The sequence below is a fragment of the Paraburkholderia sp. TE9906 genome, from assembly GCF_056279605.1.
Genome location: NZ_JBWCCT010000004.1, coordinates 658,736 through 679,772 on the forward strand (window position 1 = coordinate 658,736; position 21,037 = coordinate 679,772).

The 21,037-nt window shown below is 63.0% G+C and carries 19 protein-coding genes and 1 tRNA gene; 12 read left to right on the forward strand and 8 right to left on the reverse strand.

Going from position 1 to position 21,037, the window contains the following annotated elements; genetic code table 11:
* Positions 1–185: 185 nt before the first annotated feature.
* From ftsH to phoR, 10 genes are all read left to right on the forward strand, one after another.
* Entirely contained in the window at positions 186–2,075 is a 1,890-nt protein-coding gene (gene ftsH, locus ACZ9H4_RS13965; RefSeq protein ID WP_168662533.1) for an ATP-dependent zinc metalloprotease FtsH, read from the forward strand.
* An 83-nt stretch (positions 2,076–2,158) separates the two neighbouring features.
* The gene (folP, locus tag ACZ9H4_RS13970; RefSeq protein WP_476119285.1) at positions 2,159–3,058 is read left to right on the forward strand and encodes a dihydropteroate synthase; all 900 of its coding nucleotides are present in this window, start codon (positions 2,159–2,161) and stop codon (positions 3,056–3,058) included.
* Positions 3,059–3,086: 28 nt separating this feature from the next.
* Positions 3,087–4,445 carry a phosphoglucosamine mutase gene (gene glmM / locus ACZ9H4_RS13975; protein ID WP_408146220.1) on the forward strand — a complete coding sequence of 453 codons (1,359 nt, stop codon included), beginning with the start codon at positions 3,087–3,089 and terminating at the stop codon, positions 4,443–4,445.
* A 352-nt stretch (positions 4,446–4,797) separates the two neighbouring features.
* Positions 4,798–5,829: a phosphate ABC transporter substrate-binding protein PstS gene (gene pstS, locus ACZ9H4_RS13980; RefSeq protein ID WP_408146222.1), complete on the forward strand. Its 1,032-nt coding sequence runs from the start codon at positions 4,798–4,800 to the stop codon at positions 5,827–5,829.
* Between the two features lie 159 nt (positions 5,830–5,988).
* Positions 5,989–6,990 carry a phosphate ABC transporter permease PstC gene (gene pstC / locus ACZ9H4_RS13985; protein ID WP_408146224.1) on the forward strand — a complete coding sequence of 334 codons (1,002 nt, stop codon included), beginning with the start codon at positions 5,989–5,991 and terminating at the stop codon, positions 6,988–6,990.
* On the forward strand, positions 6,987–7,883 hold the full coding sequence (gene pstA / locus ACZ9H4_RS13990) for a phosphate ABC transporter permease PstA (protein WP_408146226.1): 897 nt from the start codon (positions 6,987–6,989) through the stop codon (positions 7,881–7,883). Before pstC ends, pstA begins: the two co-directional genes overlap by 4 nt.
* Before the next feature lie 17 nt (positions 7,884–7,900).
* A complete protein-coding gene (gene pstB, locus ACZ9H4_RS13995) occupies positions 7,901–8,749 on the forward strand; it encodes a phosphate ABC transporter ATP-binding protein PstB (RefSeq protein ID WP_408146228.1) in 849 nt (282 codons plus the stop codon).
* Positions 8,750–8,778: 29 nt separating this feature from the next.
* Entirely contained in the window at positions 8,779–9,483 is a 705-nt protein-coding gene (phoU, locus tag ACZ9H4_RS14000) for a phosphate signaling complex protein PhoU (protein WP_074764835.1), read from the forward strand.
* Between the two features lie 26 nt (positions 9,484–9,509).
* The gene (phoB, locus tag ACZ9H4_RS14005; RefSeq protein WP_028199153.1) at positions 9,510–10,211 is read left to right on the forward strand and encodes a phosphate regulon transcriptional regulator PhoB; all 702 of its coding nucleotides are present in this window, start codon (positions 9,510–9,512) and stop codon (positions 10,209–10,211) included.
* 118 nt (positions 10,212–10,329) lie between these two features.
* Entirely contained in the window at positions 10,330–11,643 is a 1,314-nt protein-coding gene (gene phoR / locus ACZ9H4_RS14010) for a phosphate regulon sensor histidine kinase PhoR (protein WP_408146231.1), read from the forward strand.
* 98 nt (positions 11,644–11,741) lie between these two features.
* Here the strand turns inward: phoR and ppk1 are convergent, their stop codons facing one another.
* The gene (ppk1, locus tag ACZ9H4_RS14015) at positions 11,742–13,805 is read right to left on the reverse strand and encodes a polyphosphate kinase 1 (RefSeq protein ID WP_408155102.1); all 2,064 of its coding nucleotides are present in this window, start codon (positions 13,803–13,805) and stop codon (positions 11,742–11,744) included.
* Between the two features lie 201 nt (positions 13,806–14,006).
* On the opposite strand from ppk1, the gene ACZ9H4_RS14020 reads away from it, so the two are divergent.
* Entirely contained in the window at positions 14,007–15,632 is a 1,626-nt protein-coding gene (locus ACZ9H4_RS14020; RefSeq protein ID WP_408146233.1) for a Ppx/GppA phosphatase family protein, read from the forward strand.
* Positions 15,633–15,744: 112 nt separating this feature from the next.
* Here the strand turns inward: ACZ9H4_RS14020 and ACZ9H4_RS14025 are convergent, their stop codons facing one another.
* The 5 genes from ACZ9H4_RS14025 to ACZ9H4_RS14045 all read right to left on the reverse strand — a co-directional run bounded on the left by ACZ9H4_RS14025 (position 15,745) and on the right by ACZ9H4_RS14045 (position 18,551).
* Positions 15,745–16,557, reverse strand: coding sequence for a GNAT family N-acetyltransferase (locus tag ACZ9H4_RS14025; protein WP_476119286.1), 813 nt, complete (start codon positions 16,555–16,557; stop codon positions 15,745–15,747).
* A gap of 200 nt (positions 16,558–16,757) precedes the next feature.
* The gene (gene sixA / locus ACZ9H4_RS14030; RefSeq protein WP_408146236.1) at positions 16,758–17,216 is read right to left on the reverse strand and encodes a phosphohistidine phosphatase SixA; all 459 of its coding nucleotides are present in this window, start codon (positions 17,214–17,216) and stop codon (positions 16,758–16,760) included.
* A 283-nt stretch (positions 17,217–17,499) separates the two neighbouring features.
* Positions 17,500–17,576: transfer RNA gene (locus ACZ9H4_RS14035), tRNA-Pro, on the reverse strand.
* A 94-nt stretch (positions 17,577–17,670) separates the two neighbouring features.
* Positions 17,671–17,829 carry a DUF3309 family protein gene (locus ACZ9H4_RS14040; protein WP_091792618.1) on the reverse strand — a complete coding sequence of 53 codons (159 nt, stop codon included), beginning with the start codon at positions 17,827–17,829 and terminating at the stop codon, positions 17,671–17,673.
* Between the two features lie 542 nt (positions 17,830–18,371).
* Positions 18,372–18,551 (reverse strand): hypothetical protein, encoded by a 180-nt coding sequence (locus ACZ9H4_RS14045; RefSeq protein ID WP_408146239.1) that lies wholly within the window; start codon positions 18,549–18,551, stop codon positions 18,372–18,374.
* 170 nt (positions 18,552–18,721) lie between these two features.
* Here ACZ9H4_RS14045 and ACZ9H4_RS14050 point away from each other — a divergent pair, with 170 nt between their 5' ends.
* Entirely contained in the window at positions 18,722–18,889 is a 168-nt protein-coding gene (locus ACZ9H4_RS14050) for a hypothetical protein (RefSeq protein WP_408146241.1), read from the forward strand.
* Between the two features lie 377 nt (positions 18,890–19,266).
* On the opposite strand, the gene ACZ9H4_RS14055 is transcribed toward ACZ9H4_RS14050, so the two are convergent.
* Together ACZ9H4_RS14055 and ACZ9H4_RS14060 are read right to left on the reverse strand one after the other, a co-directional pair.
* Positions 19,267–20,628 (reverse strand): MATE family efflux transporter, encoded by a 1,362-nt coding sequence (locus ACZ9H4_RS14055; protein WP_476119287.1) that lies wholly within the window; start codon positions 20,626–20,628, stop codon positions 19,267–19,269.
* On the reverse strand, positions 20,625–20,942 hold the full coding sequence (locus ACZ9H4_RS14060) for a DUF2288 domain-containing protein (RefSeq protein WP_408325096.1): 318 nt from the start codon (positions 20,940–20,942) through the stop codon (positions 20,625–20,627). The genes ACZ9H4_RS14055 and ACZ9H4_RS14060 overlap by 4 nt, the downstream gene beginning before the upstream one ends.
* Between the last annotated feature and the right edge of the window lie 95 nt (positions 20,943–21,037).

Here is a 21,037-nt window from a genome sequence, read left to right on the forward strand (position 1 = left end):
GCTGCAGGAGGGTTCCGCATCTGCCGATAAAATGCCTCTGGCGCGGGAAATTGGCGCTTGATTGGCACGCTGCGCTATTTCTGTGGTAGCGAAACCTTATGGCAGGGGTCTGCGGACTGGATTAGAATGCTTTCGTGGTGCCGCAAGGCAAATGTAGGCGCCCGTCTAAGTGAAGGAGTGGTGCTTTGAACAACAATATGTTTTCGAAGGCAGCAGTGTGGCTGGTTATCGCACTGGTGCTGTTTACGGTGTTCAAGCAGTTCGACAAGCCCCGTGTCCAGGAAGGCGTTTCCTATTCGCAGTTCATGGACGACGCGAAGGCCGGCAAAGTCAAGAACGTCATTGTCCAGGGGCGGAACCTCACGGTCACTCCAGCAGACGGCCAGAAGTACCAGATCGTGTCGCCCGGCGACATCTGGATGGTCGGCGATCTGATGAAGTATGGCGTTCAGGTGAGCGGCAAGGCTGACGACGAACCCAATGCGCTGGTGTCCGCGCTGTACTACCTCGGGCCGACGATCCTGATCATCGGGTTCTGGTTCTACATGATGCGACAGATGCAGGGGGGCGGGAAAGGCGGAGCATTCTCGTTCGGCAAATCCCGTGCGCGCCTGATCGACGAAAACAACAACGCAATCAATTTCACCGACGTCGCCGGTTGCGACGAAGCTAAGGAAGAAGTCTCCGAGCTGGTCGACTTCCTGCGCGACCCGCAGAAATTCCAGAAGCTCGGTGGGCGCATTCCACGTGGTGTGCTGCTGGTCGGCCCTCCGGGAACGGGTAAGACGCTGCTGGCGCGCGCTATCGCTGGCGAAGCGAAGGTGCCGTTCTTCAGCATTTCAGGTTCGGACTTCGTCGAAATGTTCGTCGGTGTCGGCGCGGCTCGTGTGCGCGACATGTTCGAGCAGGCCAAGAAGCACGCACCGTGCATCGTGTTCATCGACGAAATCGACGCGGTCGGCCGTCATCGTGGCGCCGGCATGGGCGGCGGTAACGACGAACGCGAGCAGACGTTGAATCAGATGCTGGTCGAGATGGACGGTTTCGAAGCGAACTCGGGCGTGATCGTGATCGCTGCAACGAACCGTTCGGACGTGCTGGACAAGGCGCTGCTGCGTCCGGGCCGTTTCGACCGCCAGGTGTATGTCGGTCTGCCGGATATCCGCGGCCGCGAACACATCATGAAGGTGCATCTGCGCAAGGTGCCGATTTCGAACGATGTCGACGCGGCAGTGATTGCGCGTGGCACGCCGGGCTTCTCGGGCGCGGATCTCGCGAACCTCGTGAACGAAGCGGCACTGTTCGCGGCTCGCCGCGGCAAGCGCATCGTCGAAATGACGGACTTCGAGGATGCGAAGGACAAGATCTTCATGGGTCCGGAGCGCAAGTCGGCCGTGATTCGCGAAGAGTCGAAGCGCGCGACGGCTTACCACGAGTCGGGCCATGCGGTGATTGCCAAACTGTTGCCGAAGGCCGATCCGGTGCACAAGGTCACGATCATTCCGCGCGGCCGTGCGCTGGGTGTGACGTGGCAGTTGCCGGAGCATGACAACGAAACGTACTCGAAGGACTATCTGCTCGATCGTCTTGCGATCCTGTTCGGCGGCCGGGTGGCGGAAGAGCTGTTCCTGAACCTGATCAGCACCGGCGCGTCAGACGACTTCAACAAGGCGACTCAGACGGCTCGCGCCATGGTGGCTCGCTTCGGGATGACGGACGCGCTCGGACCGATGGTCTACGTCGACGACGAAAACGATGCAACGCCGTTTGGCCGTGGTTTCACGCGGACCATTTCGGAAGCGACGCAGCAGAAGGTCGACGCGGAAATCCGCCGCGTGCTGGACGAGCAGTACAACCTCGCGAAGCGCCTGCTGGATGAAAACCGCGACAAGGTCGAAGCAATGACCGCCGCACTGATGGAGTGGGAAACGATCGACGCCGATCAGATCAACGACATCATGGCTGGCCGTCCGCCGCGTTCGCCGAAGAGCTCGCCGCCATCGGCAAGCGACGCCTCGTCGGGTGGTAGCCCGGGCACTGAGGTCAAACCAGGCAGCGCAACCGCGCCGGCCTGATAGGCGACCAGTAGAAAGTGCGGGCCGGTGTGTTTCACACCGGCCCGTTTTGCATTTATCCGTTTTACGTGAAGCATTGCTACGTGTCGAAAGCCGATCTGTCTTCTCCTCTCATTCCAGAGCCGCTGCAATGCGGCCGCTTCAAGCTGACCTTTGAACGCCCGTTGGTCATGGGTATTCTGAACGTCACGCCCGATTCATTCTCCGACGGTGGCCAATACGCGATGCGCGGCGATGCGCTGCGTCAGGCCGAACGCATGATGCTCGAGGGCGCGGACATCATCGATATCGGTGGCGAATCGACCCGGCCCGGTGCGCCGCCAGTGCCGCTCGACGAAGAGCTGGCGCGCGTGATTCCGCTCATCGAGCAACTGCGCGGGGCCAACGTGCCGTTGTCGATCGATACGTACAAGCCGGAAGTGATGCGCGAGGCATTGAGCGCGGGCGCCGATCTGATCAACGACATCTGGGGTTTCCGGATGCCCGGTGCAATCGACGCGGTTCGCGACAGCGCATGCGGGTTATGTGTGATGCATATGCTCGGCGAGCCGCAGACCATGCAACTCGGCGAGCCCGCCTATGACGACGTCGTGAGCGAGGTTCGGCATTTCCTCGAGGAGCGGGTGGCGACGTTGCAGCAAGCGGGGGTCGCGCGCGCGCGCATCAGCGTCGACCCCGGTTTCGGCTTCGGCAAGGCGGTGATCGAGCATAACTACGCGCTGCTCGCGCATTTGCCGGACACAGCGCCGCAAGCCGTGCCGCCTTATCCGATTCTCGCGGGCATGTCGCGCAAGTCGATGATCGGCGCAGTGGTCGGGCGTCCGGCTGCGGAGCGCGTCGCGGGTAGTGTTGCCGCCGCCGTGTGCGCGGCCGAACGGGGTGCTGCGATTCTGCGCGTGCATGATGTTGCGCAAACAGCAGACGCATTGAAAGTATGGGCAGCCATGCGCGACGCGGCGATTCACGGCCGCGCGCGTGGTTGAACCCACTGCAAAACGAGGGAGAAATAATATGGCGCGTCGTTACTTCGGAACGGACGGGATTCGAGGCAAGGTCGGCGAAGGGCCCATTACGCCGGAATTTGTGCTGCGGCTTGGCTACGCGGCCGGTAAGGTGCTGGCGGGCGCGGATCGCCGGGCCAGATCGAGCACTCGGCCAACGGTGCTGATCGGCAAAGACACGCGCGTATCGGGCTACATGCTCGAAGCCGCGCTCGAGTCGGGCTTTTCGGCGGCCGGCGTGGACGTGATGCTGGCGGGCCCGATGCCGACACCCGGCATCGCCTATTTGACGCGCGCGCTGCGGCTCGCCGCCGGTGTGGTTATCAGCGCTTCGCACAATCCGTACTACGACAACGGCATCAAATTCTTTTCCGCCGACGGTAACAAGCTGCCGGACGAAGTCGAGGCACAGATCGAAGAGCAGCTCAATCTGCCGCTCGCCTGCGCGGCCTCCGAGCAGCTCGGCAAGGCGCGGCGTCTCGATGATGCCGCCGGCCGCTATATCGAGTTCTGCAAGAGCACGTTTCCGGCCGCGTTCGACCTGCGCGGCATGAAGCTGGTCGTCGATTGCGCGCACGGTGCCGCGTACGACGTCGCGCCGCACGTGTTCCATGAACTCGGCGCCGAGGTGATTCCGATCGGCGTTTCGCCGAACGGCTTCAACATCAATGACGGCGTCGGCGCGACCGCGCCGGATGCGCTGGTGCGCGCCGTGCGCGCGAATCACGCCGACCTCGGCATTGCACTCGACGGCGACGCCGACCGTCTGCAGGTGGTGGACGCGGCTGGCCGCCTGTATAACGGCGACGAACTGCTGTACGTACTGGTGAAGGACCGCATTGCGACCGACGGCAACGTGGATGGCGCAGTGGGCACCCTGATGACCAATATGGCCGTCGAGGTGGCGCTGCAGGAGGCGGGCGTGAAGTTCGTCCGCGCGGCGGTGGGCGATCGCTACGTGCTCGAGCAACTACGCGAGCACGGCTGGCAACTCGGCGCGGAAGGCTCCGGACATATCCTCTCCCTCGACCGCCATTCGACTGGCGACGGCATCGTCTCCGCCTTGCTGGTGCTCGCGGCGATGCAGCGCAGCGGGAAATCGCTCGCTGATCTGCTCGACGGCGTCACGCTGTTCCCGCAGAAATTGATCAATGTGCGCATGAAGCCGGACGCAGACTGGAAGGGCAGCGAAGCGATCCGTCGCGCGATCGGCCACGCCGAGAGCGCGCTGAATGGCCGCGGCCGCGTGCTGATCCGCGCGTCGGGCACCGAGCCTGTGTTGCGCGTGATGGTCGAGGCCGAGAACGTCGACGACGCGGTGCTTCATTCGGAAGCAATCGCCGACGCGGTCAAGCAGGCCACGGCGTAAGCGACGTTTTTTGGCGGGCAAGCGGTGGGACGATAGGATATCGTCCTGCCGCCTACCGCGATCAGCCGGGCACGACCCGCGCAAACCTCAGCCCCTTTAGCCCGCCAACGCCCTCACACAATCCACCCCGCCTCACCCCGCGCAAACGTTCGCGCCCCATCTTTTTCGCCTAATCTCCCTTAGAACGGACATCGCCGCTGCGACGCCGTCAGTTCCTCCGCTCAAATCCTTTCATGTCAGTAACCTGACTGTCACGCGCGTTTCACGGTTAGTCACGTTTTTGTCACAAAGAGACCCTAAGCTTCGCGGTGTTCGTGTTACTCGCTCACACCGCTCACACCTTGGAGGTCTCATGAAATTGATGCAAACCGTGTTCGCTGGCGTCGCTGGCGCGCTTTTCGCGATCGCAGCGCAAGCCGCAGACATCACCGGCGCGGGCAGCACCTTCGCAGCACCGATCTACACGAAGTGGGCCGACGCCTATCAGAAGTCCGGCGGCGGCAAAGTGAACTACCAGGGTATCGGTTCGTCGGGCGGCGTGAAGCAGATCGTCGCGAAGACGGTCGACTTCGCCGGTTCGGACGCTCCGCTGAAGGACGACGAACTCGCCAAGGAAGGCCTGTTCCAGTTCCCGACGGTGGTCGGCGGCGTGGTGCCGGTTGTCAACGTGCCGGGCGTGAAGCCGTCGGAACTCGTGCTGTCGGGTGAAGTGCTCGGCGACATCTACCTGGGCAAGATCAAGAAGTGGAACGATCCCGCGATCGTTGCGCTGAACCCGAAGCTCAAGCTGCCGGATACCGATATCGCCGTGGTCCGCCGCGCCGATGGTTCGGGCACCAGCTTCATCTGGACGAACTATCTGTCGAAGGTCAACGCGGACTGGAAGTCGAAGGTCGGTGAAGGCTCGACGGTCAACTGGCCCACGGGTACGGGCGGCAAGGGCAACGACGGCGTTGCAGCCTTCGTGCAACGTCTGCCGGGCGCAATCGGCTACGTGGAATGGGCGTACGCGAAGCAGAACCACATGACGTACGTCGCGCTGAAGAACTCGACCGGCACGGTGGTCGAACCGAAGACGGAAACCTTCAAGGCAGCGGCAGCGGGCGCGGACTGGTCGAAGTCGTTCTACCAGATCCTGACGAACGAGCCGGGCAAGAACGCATGGCCGATCGTCGGCGCGACGTTCGTGCTGCTGCACACGGCGCAGGACAAGCCGGCGCAAGGCACCGAAACGCTGAAGTTCTTCGACTGGGCATTCAAGAACGGCACGCAAGCCGCGAACGATCTGGACTACATCTCGCTGCCGGATTCGGTCGTGTCGGAAATCCGCACGCAGTGGAAGTCGAAGGTGAAGGACTCGGCAGGCAAGCCGATCGCCGACTAAGCTTTGCAGTAGGCAACAGCATCACGTAACACATTGGCCGTCCTCATGTGGGGACGGCCAATGGCATTATCCCGGGGGATCATCCCGGCATTCACCCGAGCATTACCGGCCGCACGACACGTGTCATACGGCAACTGGAAACAGGTCCATCAGGCTCTCATGTCCGATATCCATTTAGCGTCTGGCGCAGGCAGGGCCACCCCGCCCGGCAGCACGTCGCAGCAGAAGGCGCCCAGCCGCGCCGGCGACGTGATCTTCGGCGGCCTGGCGCGCTTCTCCGCCATCATCACTTTGCTGCTGCTCGGCGGCATCATCGTTTCACTGATCATCGCTTCCATGCCGTCGATCAGGGAGTTCGGCTTGAGCTTCCTGTGGACCGCCGAATGGGATCCACCCAGCAAGCAGTTCGGCGCGCTGGTGCCGATCTACGGCACGATCGCCACCTCGATCATTGCTCTCATCATCGCGGTGCCCGTCAGCTTCGGCATCGCGCTTTTCCTGACCGAACTCGCGCCCGCGTGGCTGCGCCGACCGCTCGGCATCGCCATCGAACTGCTCGCCGCGATCCCGTCGATCGTGTACGGCATGTGGGGTCTGCTGGTGTTCGCGCCGATCTTCGCGACGTGGTTCCAGAAACCGCTCGGCGCGGTGCTCGGTGGCATTCCGTTCGTTGGCGCGCTGTTCCGCGGCCCGCCGATCGGCATCGGCATCCTGTGCGCGGGCGTGATTCTCGCGATCATGATCATCCCGTACATCGCGTCCGTGATGCGCGATGTGTTCGAAGTCACGCCGGTGCTGCTGAAGGAATCGGCGTACGGCATCGGCTGCACGACGTGGGAAGTGATGTGGAAGATCGTGCTGCCCTTCACCAAGAGCGGCGTGATCGGCGGTGTCATGCTGGGCCTCGGCCGCGCGCTCGGCGAGACGATGGCGGTCACGTTCGTGATCGGCAATACCAATCTGCTCGACAACATTTCGCTGTTTTCGCCGGGCAACAGTATCACGTCGGCGCTCGCCAATGAATTCGCCGAAGCGGACCCTGGCCTGCACACGTCGGCGCTCATGGAACTCGGCCTGATCCTGTTCGTGATTACTTTCATCGTGCTGTCGGTTTCGAAGATCATGCTGCTTCGCCTGGAAAAAGGGGAGGGTGCGAAATGAGCCAGTCCACTTTGAATATGCCGGGTTCGAACGACGCCGCCGCGCTCGAAGCGATGCGCGTGCGTCTGCAAGGACGCCGCCGCCTGAAGAACGCGCTCGCGCTGACCATGTCGCTCGCGGCGATGGCATTCGGTCTGCTGTGGCTCGTATGGATTCTCTATACGACGCTGCGCCTCGGTATCGGCGGCTTGTCGGTCGAGTTGTTCACGCAGTCGACGCCGCCGCCGAACACCGACGGCGGCGGTCTCGCCAACGCGATTGTCGGCAGCGCGATGCTGGTCGGACTCGCCACGTTCGTCGGCACGCCGATCGGCATTCTGGCGGGCGTCTATCTCGCCGAATACGGCCAGAAAGGCTTGCTCGCGAATGTCACGCGCTTCATCAACGACATTCTGTTGTCCGCGCCGTCGATCGTGATCGGTCTGTTCGTGTACGCGCTGGTGGTGGCGAAGATGGGCCACTTCAGCGGCTGGGCCGGCGTGTTCGCGCTCGCGCTGCTGCAGATTCCGATCGTGATCCGCACTACCGAAAACATGCTGAAACTGGTGCCGAACGCGCTGCGTGAAGCGGCCTTCGCACTGGGTACGCCGAAGTGGAAGATGGTGCTGTCGATCACGCTGAAGGCGTCGATTGCGGGCATCGTCACGGGCGTGCTGCTCGGGGTTGCCCGGATTGCGGGCGAAACCGCGCCGCTGCTGTTCACGGCGCTGTCGAATCAGTTCTTCACGTTGAACATGGGCCAGCCGGTCGCGAATCTGCCGGTCACGATCTACAAGTTTGCGATGAGCCCGTTCGCGCAATGGCAATCGCTCGCGTGGGCCGGCGTCTTCCTGATCACGCTCGCGGTGCTGGGACTGAACATCCTCGCGCGCACGATCTTCTCGAATAAGTAAGGGCGGAGTGTAATCCGATGAATATGGCAGAAACCCAACTCAATCCGATCTCGCGTCCCACTGCGCCCGCCGGTTTTGATCCCGCCCAGAGCGGCCAGGCGTCGTCGCCGTCGCGCCCGAAGATCGAGGTCAACGACCTGAACTTCTTCTACGGCAAGTATCACGCGCTGAAGAACATCAACCTGCAGATTCCCGAAGGCAAGGTGACCGCGTTCATCGGCCCGTCGGGCTGCGGCAAGTCCACCCTGTTGCGCACCTTCAACAAGATGTACGCGCTCTATCCGGAACAACGCGCTGAAGGCGAAATCCTGATGGACGGCGAAAACCTGCTGACGTCCAAGCGTGATATTTCGCTCCTACGCGCGCGGATCGGCATGGTGTTCCAGAAGCCGACGCCGTTTCCGATGTCGATCTACGACAACATCGCGTTCGGCGTGAAGATGTTCGAAACGCTGCCACGCTCGGAGATGGACGACCGCGTCGAATGGGCGCTCACCAAGGCGGCGTTGTGGAACGAAGTGAAGGACAAGCTCGGCCAGAGCGGCTACGGTTTGTCCGGCGGCCAGCAGCAGCGTCTGTGTATCGCGCGGGGCATCGCGATCCGTCCGGAAGTGCTGTTGCTCGACGAGCCGTGCTCGGCCCTGGACCCGATTTCGACGGGCCGCATCGAAGAACTGATCGCCGAGCTGAAGAGCGATTACACGGTGGTGATCGTCACGCACAACATGCAACAGGCGGCCCGCTGTTCGGACTACACTGCCTATATGTACCTCGGCGAACTGATCGAATTCGGCGATACCGAAAAGATCTTCATCAAGCCGGTCCGCAAGGAAACGGAAGACTACATCACGGGCCGCTTCGGCTGATCCGCCGAGCCAAACAACGGGAGTACGACATGTCCGATAAACATCTGTCCAGCCAGTTCGATGCCGACCTGAACCTGGTTTCGTCGAAGGTGCTCGAAATGGGTGGCCTCGTTGAATCGCAGATCGTCAACGCGATGCAGGCGCTCAACGAGTTCGATCTCGATATCGCGGAACAGGTGATCGCCGCCGAAGACCGTCTGAACAAGATGGAAGTCGACATCGACGAAGAGTGCAGCAACATCATCGCGCGCCGTCAGCCGGCCGCGCGCGACCTGCGCCTGTTGATCGCGATTTCGAAGACCATCACGAATCTCGAACGCGCCGGCGACGAAGCCGAAAAAATCGCCAAGCGCACCAAGCGTTTGATGGAAGACGGCGCGTCGCGCACCATCAATATCGCCGAGATCAAGCTGTCGGGCGAAATGGCGGTGTCGATCCTGCGCCGCGCGCTCGACGCGTTCGCGCGCCTCGATACGGTAGCCGCAGCGCAGATCGTGCGCGACGACAAAGCGATCGACGAAGAATTCCGCGCGTTCGTGCGCAAGCTGATTTCGTACATGACCGAAGATCCGCGCTCCATTTCCGTGGGCCTCGATTTTCTGTTCATCGCGAAGGCAATCGAACGCATCGGCGACCACGCGAAGAACATCGCCGAATTCATCATCTACATCGTGAAGGGCACCGACGTGCGGCACAAGTCGCGCGACGCGCTCGAACGCGAAGCGCTCAGTTAATCCAGAGATAAGGACCAGAGGTGCCGATGCCTAGCAGCATTCTCGTCATTGAAGATGAGCCCGCTATTTCCGAACTGATTTCGGTCAATCTTCAACACGCCGGACACTGCCCGATTCGCGCGTACAACGCGGAGCAGGCGCAAAACCTGATCAGCGACGTGCTGCCCGACCTCGTCCTGCTCGACTGGATGTTGCCGGGAAAATCGGGTATTGCGTTCGCCCGCGATCTGCGCAACAACGAGCGCACGAAGCACATCCCGATCATCATGCTGACCGCCCGCGGCGATGAGCAGGACAAGGTGCTCGGCCTCGAAATCGGCGCCGACGACTACGTCACGAAGCCGTTCTCGCCGAAGGAACTGATGGCGCGCATCAAGGCGGTCTTGCGCCGCCGTGCGCCGCAGCTGACCGAAGACCTCGTCGCGATCAACGGCCTCAAGCTCGACCCGGCGACGCATCGCGTGGCCGCGCATGCCGAAGGCAGCGAGATCAAGCTCGATCTCGGCCCGACGGAATTCCGTCTGCTGCACTTTTTCATGACGCACCCGGAGCGCGTGCATAGCCGCACGCAACTGCTCGATCAGGTGTGGGGCGATCACGTGTTCGTCGAAGAACGCACGGTGGACGTGCACATCAAGCGCCTGCGCGCGGCGCTCAAGCCGGCCGGGTGCGATGCTATGATTGAAACGGTACGCGGCAGCGGCTACAGACTGGCGAAGAGCGCCTGAGATCGGCGGGCGGCGCTTGCGCCGTCAAGGGTTCGCGTACCTCGCGTACATCAGATTCGCAACACCTGGCGCCGCCCCTCCGTCGCGGGGCGCGTTTTTTTTCTTCGATCGCTAGACCATGAACATCATCTGGGCGCGCTCCATCGTGTCGGTCGTGCTGCTGGCTGTTCTGTGCGTGGTGGTCGGCGCGCTCGTGAACATCAAGGCAGGACTCGTTCTCGCGATCGTCATGCTGCTTGCACAGAGCATCTTCAGCACCTTTCACAAACAGCGCCTGTGGCGCCTGCTCGATGCACCGGTGTACGGCGAAGTGCCGAGCGCGCCAGGCATCTGGGGCGAAATCTACTACCGTCTGCACAAGCTCGCGAAGCGCTGGCACGCGCAGGTGCGCCAGGTCGAGCAGCAGCACTCGCGTTTCATCCAGGCCATTCAGGCCTCGCCGAACGGCGTCGCGATGCTTGACGACCACGACCAGATCGAGTGGTGCAACGCGATCTCCGAGAGCCACTTCGGTCTCGATGCGAAGCGCGATCTGCGCCAGCACATCACGCATCTGGTGCGTCACCCCGATTTCGTCCGCTACCTGAATTCGCACCGGTACGAGGAAATGCTGATCATGCGCGGCATGGGCGACAAGCGCCAGAACGTGCTGTCGGTGCAGGTGTTTCCGTACGGCGAGAATCGCAAGCTGGTGTTGTCGCAGGACATTACCGAGCTGGAGCGCACCGACGCGATGCGGCGCGACTTCGTCGCCAATGTCTCGCATGAACTGAAGACGCCGCTGACCGTGCTCTCCGGTTTTCTGGAGACGTTGCGCGAGTTGCCGTTGAGCGAGGCCGAGCGCTCGCGCTATCTCGAACTCATGGAACAGCAGGCGTCGCGCATGCGTCATATCGTCAGCGACCTGCTGGTGCTCGCGAAACTCGAGGGCGATAACAAGCCGCCGAGCGAACAGATGATCGACATGCGCGCGGTGCTGCGCCATCTGCAGGACGACGCGCAGAGCCTGTCGAGCGACCATCACCGGATCATGTTCGACGCCGACGAAGGGTTGACCGTGACTGGCGTCGAAACCGAGATTCTCAGCGCGTTCGGCAATCTGGTGACGAACGCGATTCGCTACACGCCGGACGGCGGCGCGATCAAGGTGCACTGGCACGCGCAAGGCGGCCATGCGGTGTTCTCCGTCACGGACAGCGGACTGGGCATTCCGGCTGCGGACATTCCGCGCTTGACCGAGCGGTTCTATCGCGTCGACCGTAGCCGCTCGCGTGACACGGGCGGCACGGGCCTCGGCCTCGCGATCGTCAAGCACGTGCTGCAACGGCACGATGCGCAGCTCGACGTGAAGAGCGAGGAGGGGCGCGGCAGTACCTTCACCGTGCGCTTTCCGGTGTATCGCACCGCGCGCCGGCTGCCGGCGCCAGTTTGACGGCGGACGCCTCGGCACAAAAAAACCGCCTGAAAAGGCGGTTTTTTTTATGTTCGCTTCGGCGGCTCGCGAAGACAGTGAGCACCGTAGCATCGTTTTTACGGGCAGAACTTCCCGAGCAGACCCATCTGCGCATTGCGCGACGACTTGCCGGGCCGCCGCCGGCGATAGTGACCGTCGCTTTGCATCAGCCAGGCCGACTGATTGTCGCCGAGAAACGCCGACAGCCCTTCGGCGATCACACGCCGCTTCAGACGCCGGTTGTTGACCGGGAACGCGACTTCCACGCGCCGGAAGAAGTTGCGGTCCATCCAGTCGGCGCTCGACAGATACACCCGCTCCTTGCCGCCGTCGTAGAAGTAGAAGATGCGATGGTGTTCGAGAAAGCGCCCGACGATCGAGCGCACTGTGATGTTTTCCGACAGTCCCGGCACGCCTGGCTGCAACGAGCACACGCCGCGCACGATCAGATCGATCTTCACGCCCGCCTGCGATGCTTCGTACAACTCGGCGATCACCGTAGGTTCGAGCAGCGCGTTCATCTTCGCGACGATGCGCGCCTTCTTGCCGGCGCGCGCATGCTCGGCTTCGGCGCGAATCGCCTCGACCAGTTTCGGATGCAGCGTGAACGGCGACTGCCACAGTTCGTGCAGCTTCAGCTCGCCGCCGATGCCGGTCAGTTGCTGGAACACGTGGTGCACGTCTTCGCAGATCGTCTGATCGGCGGTCATCAGGCCGAAGTCGGTATAAAGCCGCGCGGTGCGCGGATGATAGTTGCCGGTGCCCAGGTGCACATAGCGCTTGAGCGTCGTCTTGCCGCCCACCGACGAGCGCCGCACGATCAGCATCATCTTCGCGTGGCACTTATGGCCCACCACGCCGTACACGACGTGCGCGCCAACCGCTTCGAGCTGCGAGGCCCAGTTGATGTTGGTTTCCTCGTCGAAGCGCGCGAGCAGCTCGACCACCACCGTGACTTCCTTACCGTTGCGCGCGGCCTGCATTAGCGCGTCCATCAGCGGCGAGTCGGTGCCGGTGCGATAGATGGTCTGCTTGATCGCCATCACGTTGGGATCTTTGGCCGCCTGCAGCAGCAGTTCGAGCACCGGCTGGAAGCTCTCGTACGGATGATGCAGCAGCACGTCGCCCTGATCGATCACGTCGAACATGTTGGTGCTGTTGGCGATCTGCGACGGCGTCGCAGGGATATGCGGCACGAACTTCAGATCGGGCCGGTCCACCATTTCCGGCAACTGCATCAGCCGCACCAGATTGACGGGGCCGTTCGCGAAGTAGCAGTCCTTGGTGGAGAGGCCGCTTTCGTCGAGCAGCCGCCGCACGACGTGCGAAGGCGTCTCCGCCGACACTTCGAGCCGCACCGCATTGCCCAGATGGCGCGCCGGCAATTCGCCCTGCAACGCGACGCGCAGATTGGTGATTTCGTCTTCGTCGACGAACAGCTCGCTATTGCGCGTGATGCGAAACTGATTGCAACTGCGCACCACCAGGTTCGGAAACAGCTCGCCGACAAAGCGCTGCAGCAGTGAGCTCAACAGCACGAAGCCGTGCGGATAGCCCGACAGGTCCTGCGGCATGCGCACGAGCCGCGGCAGCGCGCGCGGCGCCTGCACGATGCCCATCATCGCCTGGCGGCCGAACGCGTCCTTGCCCTCGAGTTCGACGACGAAGTTCAGGCTCTTGTTGAGCACGCGCGGAAATGGATGCGCAGGATCGAGACCGATCGGCGTGAGCACCGGCAGCAGTTCATCGAAGAAGTAGTTGCGCGCCCATTCGGTCTGCGCTTCGTTCCACGCTTCGGTGCCGTGAAAATAGATGCCTTCTGCTTCGAGGGCCGTCAGCACCGTGTCATGCAGCATCGTGTACTGACGATGCACGAGCTTCTGTGCGCGCTCGACCACGAGATCGTAGACATGCTGCAACGACATACCGTCCGGCGACAGCCCGCCGGGGTTGTCGCGCATCTGTTCCTGCAGTCCGGCCATGCGGACTTCGAAGAATTCGTCGAGATTGCTACTGGTGATGCAGATGAAGCGCAGGCGTTCGAGCAAAGGGACGGCTGGGTCGGCAGCTTGTGCCAACACACGCTCGTTGAAACCCAGAATGCCCAGTTCGCGATTCAATAAGGGATAGCGGATGGACATCGGCAGCGAGAATGGAATGTCAGGTAGAGAGGCGGAAAGACGCTCGGAAATTCTCACAGTAAGATGACGTTGTTATGACATTCTCGATTATTTGATTTTACGCCCGATTCGTTGTGTGTCGTCAATATGACGCAGTGTATATGGGACCATGGGGCACCCCCATCTCTGCGAGGTGACACCGTGAGGCCCCATACGCTTAGAATGGCGTCTTTGAACAGCGCGGCCGGACATCGGGCGTCGCGAGCAGCGGGCGGTCCCGCCACGCCCGCCGCGCTTACCGCCGCCGCGCTTGCGCGCATGGAGTCTGCATACCCGATGGTCAATACGCCACAACTTCTTGCCGCCGTCGATCTCGGTTCGAATAGCTTCAGGCTGATCGTCGGCCGGGTCGAGGAAACCGACGCGGGCAGCCAGATCTATCAGGTCGACGCGTTGCGCGAGCCGGTGCGTCTTGCTGCCGGTCTGTCGCGCGACAAGATGCTCGATCGCGCGTCGCAGGTGCGCGGCTGGGACGCGCTCAAGCGTTTCGGCGAACGGCTGCGCGACTTCCATCCCGATCACGTGCGCGCGGTCGCCACCAATACATTGCGCATCGCCAAGAACGCCGGCGAGTTTCTCGGCGAGGCGCAGGCCGCATTGGGCTTCCCGATCGAAGTGATCGCGGGGCGCGAGGAAGCGCGTCTGATTTACGCGGGCGCTGCACACTCTGTGCCGGCCAGTCCGGGCAAGCGGCTGGTGGTCGATATCGGCGGCGGCTCGACGGAATTCATCATCGGGTCGCACTACACGCCGATCAAGATGGAGAGCTTGTATATCGGCTGCGTGAGCCATAGCCGCGCGTTTTTCCCGGCCGGCAACGTCGACGAATACACGATGCGTCAGGCCGAACTCGCCGCCGGCCGCGAAATCCAGATCATTTCCGCCGAGTACAAGAAGACCGGCTGGGAACAGGCGATCGGTTCGTCGGGCACGGCGCGCGCGTTGGCGGAACTGGTCGAAGCGAATAATTTCAACGATCCGGGCGTCACGCACGGCATCTCGCGCGGCGGGCTCGAACGACTCAAGCGCGCGTTGATCAAGGCGGAGAACGTCAACCGGCTGAAGCTGGTCGCGTTGAAGGGCGACCGCATTCCGGTGTTGGCCGGCGGCCTGTCGATCATGATCGCGGTATTCGACGAACTCGGCGTCGATTACGTCGACACCACCGACGGCGCACTGCGCCTCGGCGTGATGTACGACCTGCTGGGCCGCTCGCAGCACGAAGACATGCGCACGGTGACGGTGGAAGGCTTCATGCGCCGCTATGGCGTGGATCGTGCGCAGGCGGGGCGCATCGGCGATCTGTCAGTGAGCTTTTACGACCAGTTCGCGGAGCCCGACGAAGAGCGTCGCGTGGAAAACCGCATGTTCATCGGCTGGGCGGCGGCGCTGCATGAAATCGGGTTGTCGATTTCGCACAGCGCCTATCACAAGCATTCGGCCTACATCGCCAGCAATGCGGACATGCCCGGCTTCTCGCGCACCGACCAGGCGCGGCTCGCCGCGCTCGTGCTCGGTCATGCGGGCAAACTCGGCAAGCTGTCGCAAACGCGCGAGGTGGAGTGGCCGCTGCTGTTCTGTCTGCGGCTCGCGGCATTGCTGTGCCGCCGGCGGGCGGATGTCGGTTTGCCGGGGATCACGGTCGCACGGGCCAATGGCGGCTACGAAGTGCGCTTGCCGAACGAATGGGTAGCCAACAATCCGCTGACCGACTACAGCCTGATCCAGGAAGCCGCGGAATGGGAGAAAGTCGGCATTCCGTATCGCGTCGTCTATACGGACGAGTGATAGGCGCTTCGCCGCCCGCTTGTGACGTGCATCGTGATGCGTTCGTGAACGCATCAAAGAAAAAGCCCGGCGACCACCGCCGGGCTTTTTGCGTCAATCACGCCATGCGCACCTAGCGCGGCAACGCATCGCCGAGGAAGTGACGTGCATAACGCGCATTGATGTCGGACAAACGGAACAGCGTCAGAAAGTCCGCCGTGTTGAAGTCGGGGTCCCATGCGGGCGCACCGCAAATCTTCGCGCCCAGACGCAGATAACCCTTCACGAGCGGCGGCGGCGCCACTTCGGCGCCCGTCTGCAATTCATCGACCGGCAGCGGCGTATGCGCGAATGCGCGGTATTCCGGCGCCGTCAGCGCGCTCTCGCGCAGCGAGCAATACAGGTTCGCCGCGTAGTGGCCGCCGTCGACCATCGCGACGCTCGCGCAGCCGAGCATCGTCTCGTAGCCGTTGTGCTTCATGTACGCGGCGAGCCCGGCCCACAGCGACATGATCACCGAGCCGCTGCGATAGTCGGGATGCACGCACGAGCGGCCCACTTCGACCATCTTCGCGCGCAGGTGCGTCAGGCGCGACACGTCGAATTCGCTCTCCGCATACAGGCGGCCGATGCGGGCGGCCTGGTGAGGCGGCAATGCGCGATAGGTGCCGACCACTTTCAGCGTGTCGAGATCGCGCACCAGCAGATGATCGCAGTAGGCGTCGAACGCATCGACGTCGAGACCCGCTGGGCCCGTCAAACGTGCGCCCATCTCGTCGGCGAACACACGGTAGCGCAGACGCTGCGCTTCGCGCAGTTCTTCGTCGGTGCGTGCCCATGTGACTTGCAGCCGATGCTGCGCGGTGACCGTTTCCTCGGCGCGCGGGAGGCGGCGCGTTTCGAAGATCGAAGCGAGGGGCAGGGTGGGCGTCGGCAGTTCTCGCATTGGGGGTCCTGGTCGAAAAAAGGAAGATTTCTTTTTTCGCCAATGTAGTAACGCCTGGTGACGCTCGCATGGCAAAGCCATGACGATTGGATGACTGGCCGTAAGCCGCGTGCGCGCGGGTTGTAATGTCGGGCGTCGTGCGCGCGCATGATGGATGCGCGCGAACTGTGTACTGCCGAAGGTCTTTTATGCGCGTCGGCTCAGACCAGATCGGGAGTGATGGCGGCACGCAACACGGCCTGTTCGCCGCTGTCGCGCTCGCGGCTCGCGATCCACCACACGCCGGCTTTCTTCAGCGGCCAGCTTGCGCTGCTGTCGCCGAGCAACTGCGCCGCGACGTGGCCGAGCGTCGGTTGATGCCCGACGATCACTACTGTCTGCGCGATGCCTTTGGGCCAGCCAGCGGCGTCGAGCACGTCGGCCGCGCTGGCGTTCGGTGCGAGCTCACGCACCACGCGATACTGGTCGCTGAGCGTCTCGGCGGTCTGGATGGTGCGCACCGCGGGACTCGCGAGCACGACGGCGTCGGCGGGCAGGCGGGTACGCAGCCACTTGGCGACGATTTGCGCCTGCTTGCGGCCGCGCGTGGTGAGCGCGCGGGCAAGATCGCCGGCGGCGAATTCTTCGGCTTCGGCGTGACGCCAGAGAATCAGGTCCATGCGTGTCTCCTTGACGCTGGTTGCGGTGCGCTTGTAGCCGCCGTAGTTGCGGCTGTGTTTGCGGCTGTGTTTGCGGCGATAGGCAGCGTTGGCTTTTTATTCATCGTCAATCACTGTCGCATGCGGGACGGGTGGTTCGCAAGGCGAGGAGGATCGCGCTTGTGTTCTTCCATTCGCGCGACGCATCTCGAACGCGCGAGCGCAAAAGTGAAAACGCAAAGTTAGAGCCCAAAAGCAAAAACCCGCGAAGCCGAAGGCTACGCGGGTTTCGTATTGCTTTTCGTGGTCGGAGCGAAAGGATTCGAACCTTCGACCCTCTGATCCCAAATCAGATGCGCTACCAGGCTGCGCTACGCTCCGACGAATCCGAGATTCTACGTGGCATTGGGTGCCAGAGTCAACCATGAATTGCGTCGGACTGAAAAGGGCGTTCAAGGGCGCGTGTTTCTGTGCGTTATATGCGTCCCATCAGCAGCAACACGATCACGATGATCAGCACGACGCCGACCAGTCCGGTCGGCCGGTAACCCCAGCCGCTGCTGTACGGCCAGCTCGGCAACGCGCCGATCAGCAGCAGGATGAGCACGATCAGCAGGATGGTTCCAATGGTCATTTGAGTTCTCCCTGTCCGGCCCTCGGATGACTGGGCCGCATCGTCGGTTGGTTCGGCGCATGCGCGCCGGGACGTTGACGCGCATCGTGCGCGTGCCTGGCAAGGTCATGCTCAGCAAGGCATGTGCCTATGAGGTGGCAATGAATTGGACAATGGGCGAGGCGGGCGCGCGAATGCAAGGGCTAACGCGACAAGGTGAGGAGGTTGTGACGACGAGGAAAAAGCCGCACACGTAGTGCGTATTCGAAGCGTGACTGCGTGAGGAGAGCACAGGTGCCGCGCAGCGGCGCTCGCGTGATCCTGTATCGACAAGCGGGTCAATCAACACGCCTTGAAACCGAGCATACGATTGTCGGCGGCGCGCGGCGCTTCCTGCGGCGCAACGCGCCCCATCAGCCGATTTTTTCAGGCTGTTTGCATCACCACGACAACGACGACCGGTTATTTCCACGACCTGGCCAACGCCGATCCGACCACGCCAATACGATGGATCGACCAGTCAATCGCTCACCGTGCAAGTCCGGCAAACCCCCGCGTCACGCTCAATGCCGCGGACGTCTCCAATGCGGCATGTGCAGGTGCTGATGAGTCAGCCAGTGGTGCAGCATCCCTTCGCCGTCGTGTTCGCGCCTATACGTTCTCGATTCGAAAATCGACAAGGCAAGCAGCACGATCAGGCCTATGGCAAGTCCGACCAGACCCGCGATCGCTTCAGCGTCCATGACAGTCTCCTCTCACAAGCGGCCACGATTTCATAGTAGATCACGCATCGCGAAACGACAGGGGCGGTAAGCGTGCCGCGGCGTCGCGTATCGTACTTTGCGGTTAGACTCACGGCGCTCCGGTGGTCGCGTGGCCGCCGATATCTGCTATGTCTGGAGAGTCGACTACTATGTTCCGCGTTCCGATAATTGCCTTGCTGCTGTTCGCCGGTCTTGCCGGCTGTGCGGACAATCCGTCCGGCCGCCACCAGGGCCCGCCGCAAGATCCCGCCGACTATCACGGCGTACCCACCGATACGCGCCCGCCGTCGATGGTGCCGGCTCCAGCTGCGCCTTGAGGAGGGCGCGGGCGTCCATTGGAATAGGAGGCGAAGCGCCGGCGCGGGCACGCCGGTGCTTCTGACCCGCGCAGACTGTTCGCGCGGAGAGCGCGGGCTGAGATGATTCTAGGACGAGCATCGCCAGCGATATGTATGCGCTTGTTTCAAGCCGTAACGGGGTACCGCAATGCGAAATGAATAGCGCAATGGATCGCGCTCGAGTGGGCGGTAGGCCATGTGAATCGCCTACTTCAGGTGCCTTGTCGACATACGGCGGCAAAAATCGCACCGCCACGAAAGCATCCCTATTCCACTCACAGGCGTCCAACGCGCCACGTGATGCGAGCGCAAGCACGCATGCGTGGCGTATCCGAATTTTGCCCGGGCGATGACGCTCACGCCGCAGCGCCCCCCGCGCCACGCACGACACCCGGCAAGTACCGCGCAAGCGTGATGCCGCGTGCGGCCATGAAGATCATCATCGCGGCCCATAGACCGTGATTGCCGTGCAGCGCCAGCAACGCCGACGACACCGCCACAAATACCGCCAGCGATACGATCATCGACACCATCAGTTCGCGCGTGCGGGTCGCGCCGATGAACACGCCGTCGAGCAGAAAGCCCCACACGGAGACCACTGGTGAGAGCGCGGCCCACGGCAGATAGGTTTCGGCGGCAACGCGCACCGCGGCCTGATCGGTCAGACGTTCGACGATCCACGCGCCCGCCCCCCAGTACACCAGCGCAAAACACAGCGCGCCGAGCGCGGACCACAGCGCGGTGACCTTGACCGCCTGCGCGAACGCGTGCCGGTCGCGTGCGCCGATGGCCGCGCCGACGAGCGCCTCGGCGGCATGCGCGAAGCCGTCGAGTCCATAGGCCATGAAGGTCTGGAAATTGAGCAGCAGCGCATTGGCGGCGAGGGTCGCGTCGCCTTGCCGCGCACCGAGATGCGCAAACCAGCCGAACGACGACAGCAGGCACAGCGTGCGCACGAAGATGTCGCGGTTGAGCACGACCAGACGCTTGAGTGCCGCCGTGTCGAACAACGCGGCGCGGGTCAGCGCGGGCAGGCCGCGAGGTCGACCATGGCAGAGCAGCGCGGCGCCGAGCACGAAGCCGAGCGCGTCGGCGGTGGCGGTGGCCGCGCCGATGCCGGCCACGCCCCAGTCGAAGCCGTACACATAGAGGAGCACTGCGGCAATGTTCACACTGTTGATGAACACCTGCGACAGCAGCGCGAGCCGCACCCGCTGCGTGCCGAGCAGCCAGCCGAGCACCACGTAGTTGCCGAGCGCGAGCGGCGCGGCCCAGATCCGCGCATGGCAGTAAAGCCGCGCGTGCCGCTGCACCGCGTCACTGCCGCCGAGCGCGCGCAGCGCGTAATCGATCAACGGGAGTTGCAGCGCCAGCACCGCCGCGCCGATGGCGAGCGCCATCAGCAGCGCGCGAATGACGGTGTTGCGCAATTCGGCGTGATCGCCCGCGCCGTGCGCCTGCGCGACGAGCCCGGTGGTGCCCATGCGCAGGAAGCCGAAGCCCCAGAACACGAAGTTGAAGAACAGGCCGCCGAGCGCGACGCCGCCGAGATATGACGCGCCTTCCAGATGGCCGGCGACGGCGGTGTCGACCGCGCCGAGAATCGGCTGAGTCAGGTTGGCAAGGACGATCGGAAACGCGAGCGCCAGCACCCGGCGATGCCAGCGCACTGGAACAGCGGACGCGGGCGCATCGGCGCCGCGTGCGGCTTCGCTCAAGTGCGTTCCTGCACGCACACCCATGGCGACACCACGACCGCCCACAGGTCGGGGTCGCGCGCGGCGAAATCGGCGGCGGTGTCCGCCTGCACGCGCTCGACGAGGCCGGCCGACAGCCATTGCGTGACCTGGGCGGTGTCGTCGCCGGCGATCGCTTCGGCGACGCTCACCAGATCGAGGTCGCGTGCGACGCGCAGCAGCATGCCGCGTGCGAAAAAGCGTTCGAGTTCGGTCCAGCCGATCTTCGCGGTTTCGGCGAGCAGCTTGGCGTACAGCGGGCTGTGGGTGCTGTGGGTGGCGTCGTTGGAAGTCATCGTAAGCGGGTTCTGACGGGGCCGTTACTATAAACCATCGGCGCGAACCGCCAGGGCGGGGCGCGTTCCGGTACGCTTGGGGTCTTTCGAAAATC

What these genes read in the sequence shown, in the direction of transcription:
- ACZ9H4_RS14040 (WP_091792618.1), bottom strand. Translation starts at nt 17,829, where the DNA reads ATGACCATTGGAACCATCCTGCTGATCGTGCTCATCCTGCTGCTGATC.
- sixA (WP_408146236.1), bottom strand. Translation starts at nt 17,216, where the DNA reads ATGGACCTGATTCTCTGGCGTCACGCCGAAGCCGAAGAATTCGCCGCC.
- ACZ9H4_RS14045 (WP_408146239.1), bottom strand. Translation starts at nt 18,551, where the DNA reads ATGGACGCTGAAGCGATCGCGGGTCTGGTCGGACTTGCCATAGGCCTG.
- phoB (WP_028199153.1), top strand. Translation starts at nt 9,510, where the DNA reads ATGCCTAGCAGCATTCTCGTCATTGAAGATGAGCCCGCTATTTCCGAA.
- phoU (WP_074764835.1), top strand. Translation starts at nt 8,779, where the DNA reads ATGTCCGATAAACATCTGTCCAGCCAGTTCGATGCCGACCTGAACCTG.
- phoR (WP_408146231.1), top strand. Translation starts at nt 10,330, where the DNA reads ATGAACATCATCTGGGCGCGCTCCATCGTGTCGGTCGTGCTGCTGGCT.
- pstB (WP_408146228.1), top strand. Translation starts at nt 7,901, where the DNA reads ATGAATATGGCAGAAACCCAACTCAATCCGATCTCGCGTCCCACTGCG.
- pstA (WP_408146226.1), top strand. Translation starts at nt 6,987, where the DNA reads ATGAGCCAGTCCACTTTGAATATGCCGGGTTCGAACGACGCCGCCGCG.
- pstC (WP_408146224.1), top strand. Translation starts at nt 5,989, where the DNA reads ATGTCCGATATCCATTTAGCGTCTGGCGCAGGCAGGGCCACCCCGCCC.
- ACZ9H4_RS14060 (WP_408325096.1), bottom strand. Translation starts at nt 20,942, where the DNA reads ATGACTTCCAACGACGCCACCCACAGCACCCACAGCCCGCTGTACGCC.
- pstS (WP_408146222.1), top strand. Translation starts at nt 4,798, where the DNA reads ATGAAATTGATGCAAACCGTGTTCGCTGGCGTCGCTGGCGCGCTTTTC.
- ACZ9H4_RS14020 (WP_408146233.1), top strand. Translation starts at nt 14,007, where the DNA reads ATGGCGTCTTTGAACAGCGCGGCCGGACATCGGGCGTCGCGAGCAGCG.
- ACZ9H4_RS14025 (WP_476119286.1), bottom strand. Translation starts at nt 16,557, where the DNA reads ATGCGAGAACTGCCGACGCCCACCCTGCCCCTCGCTTCGATCTTCGAA.
- ppk1 (WP_408155102.1), bottom strand. Translation starts at nt 13,805, where the DNA reads ATGTCCATCCGCTATCCCTTATTGAATCGCGAACTGGGCATTCTGGGT.
- glmM (WP_408146220.1), top strand. Translation starts at nt 3,087, where the DNA reads ATGGCGCGTCGTTACTTCGGAACGGACGGGATTCGAGGCAAGGTCGGC.
- ACZ9H4_RS14050 (WP_408146241.1), top strand. Translation starts at nt 18,722, where the DNA reads ATGTTCCGCGTTCCGATAATTGCCTTGCTGCTGTTCGCCGGTCTTGCC.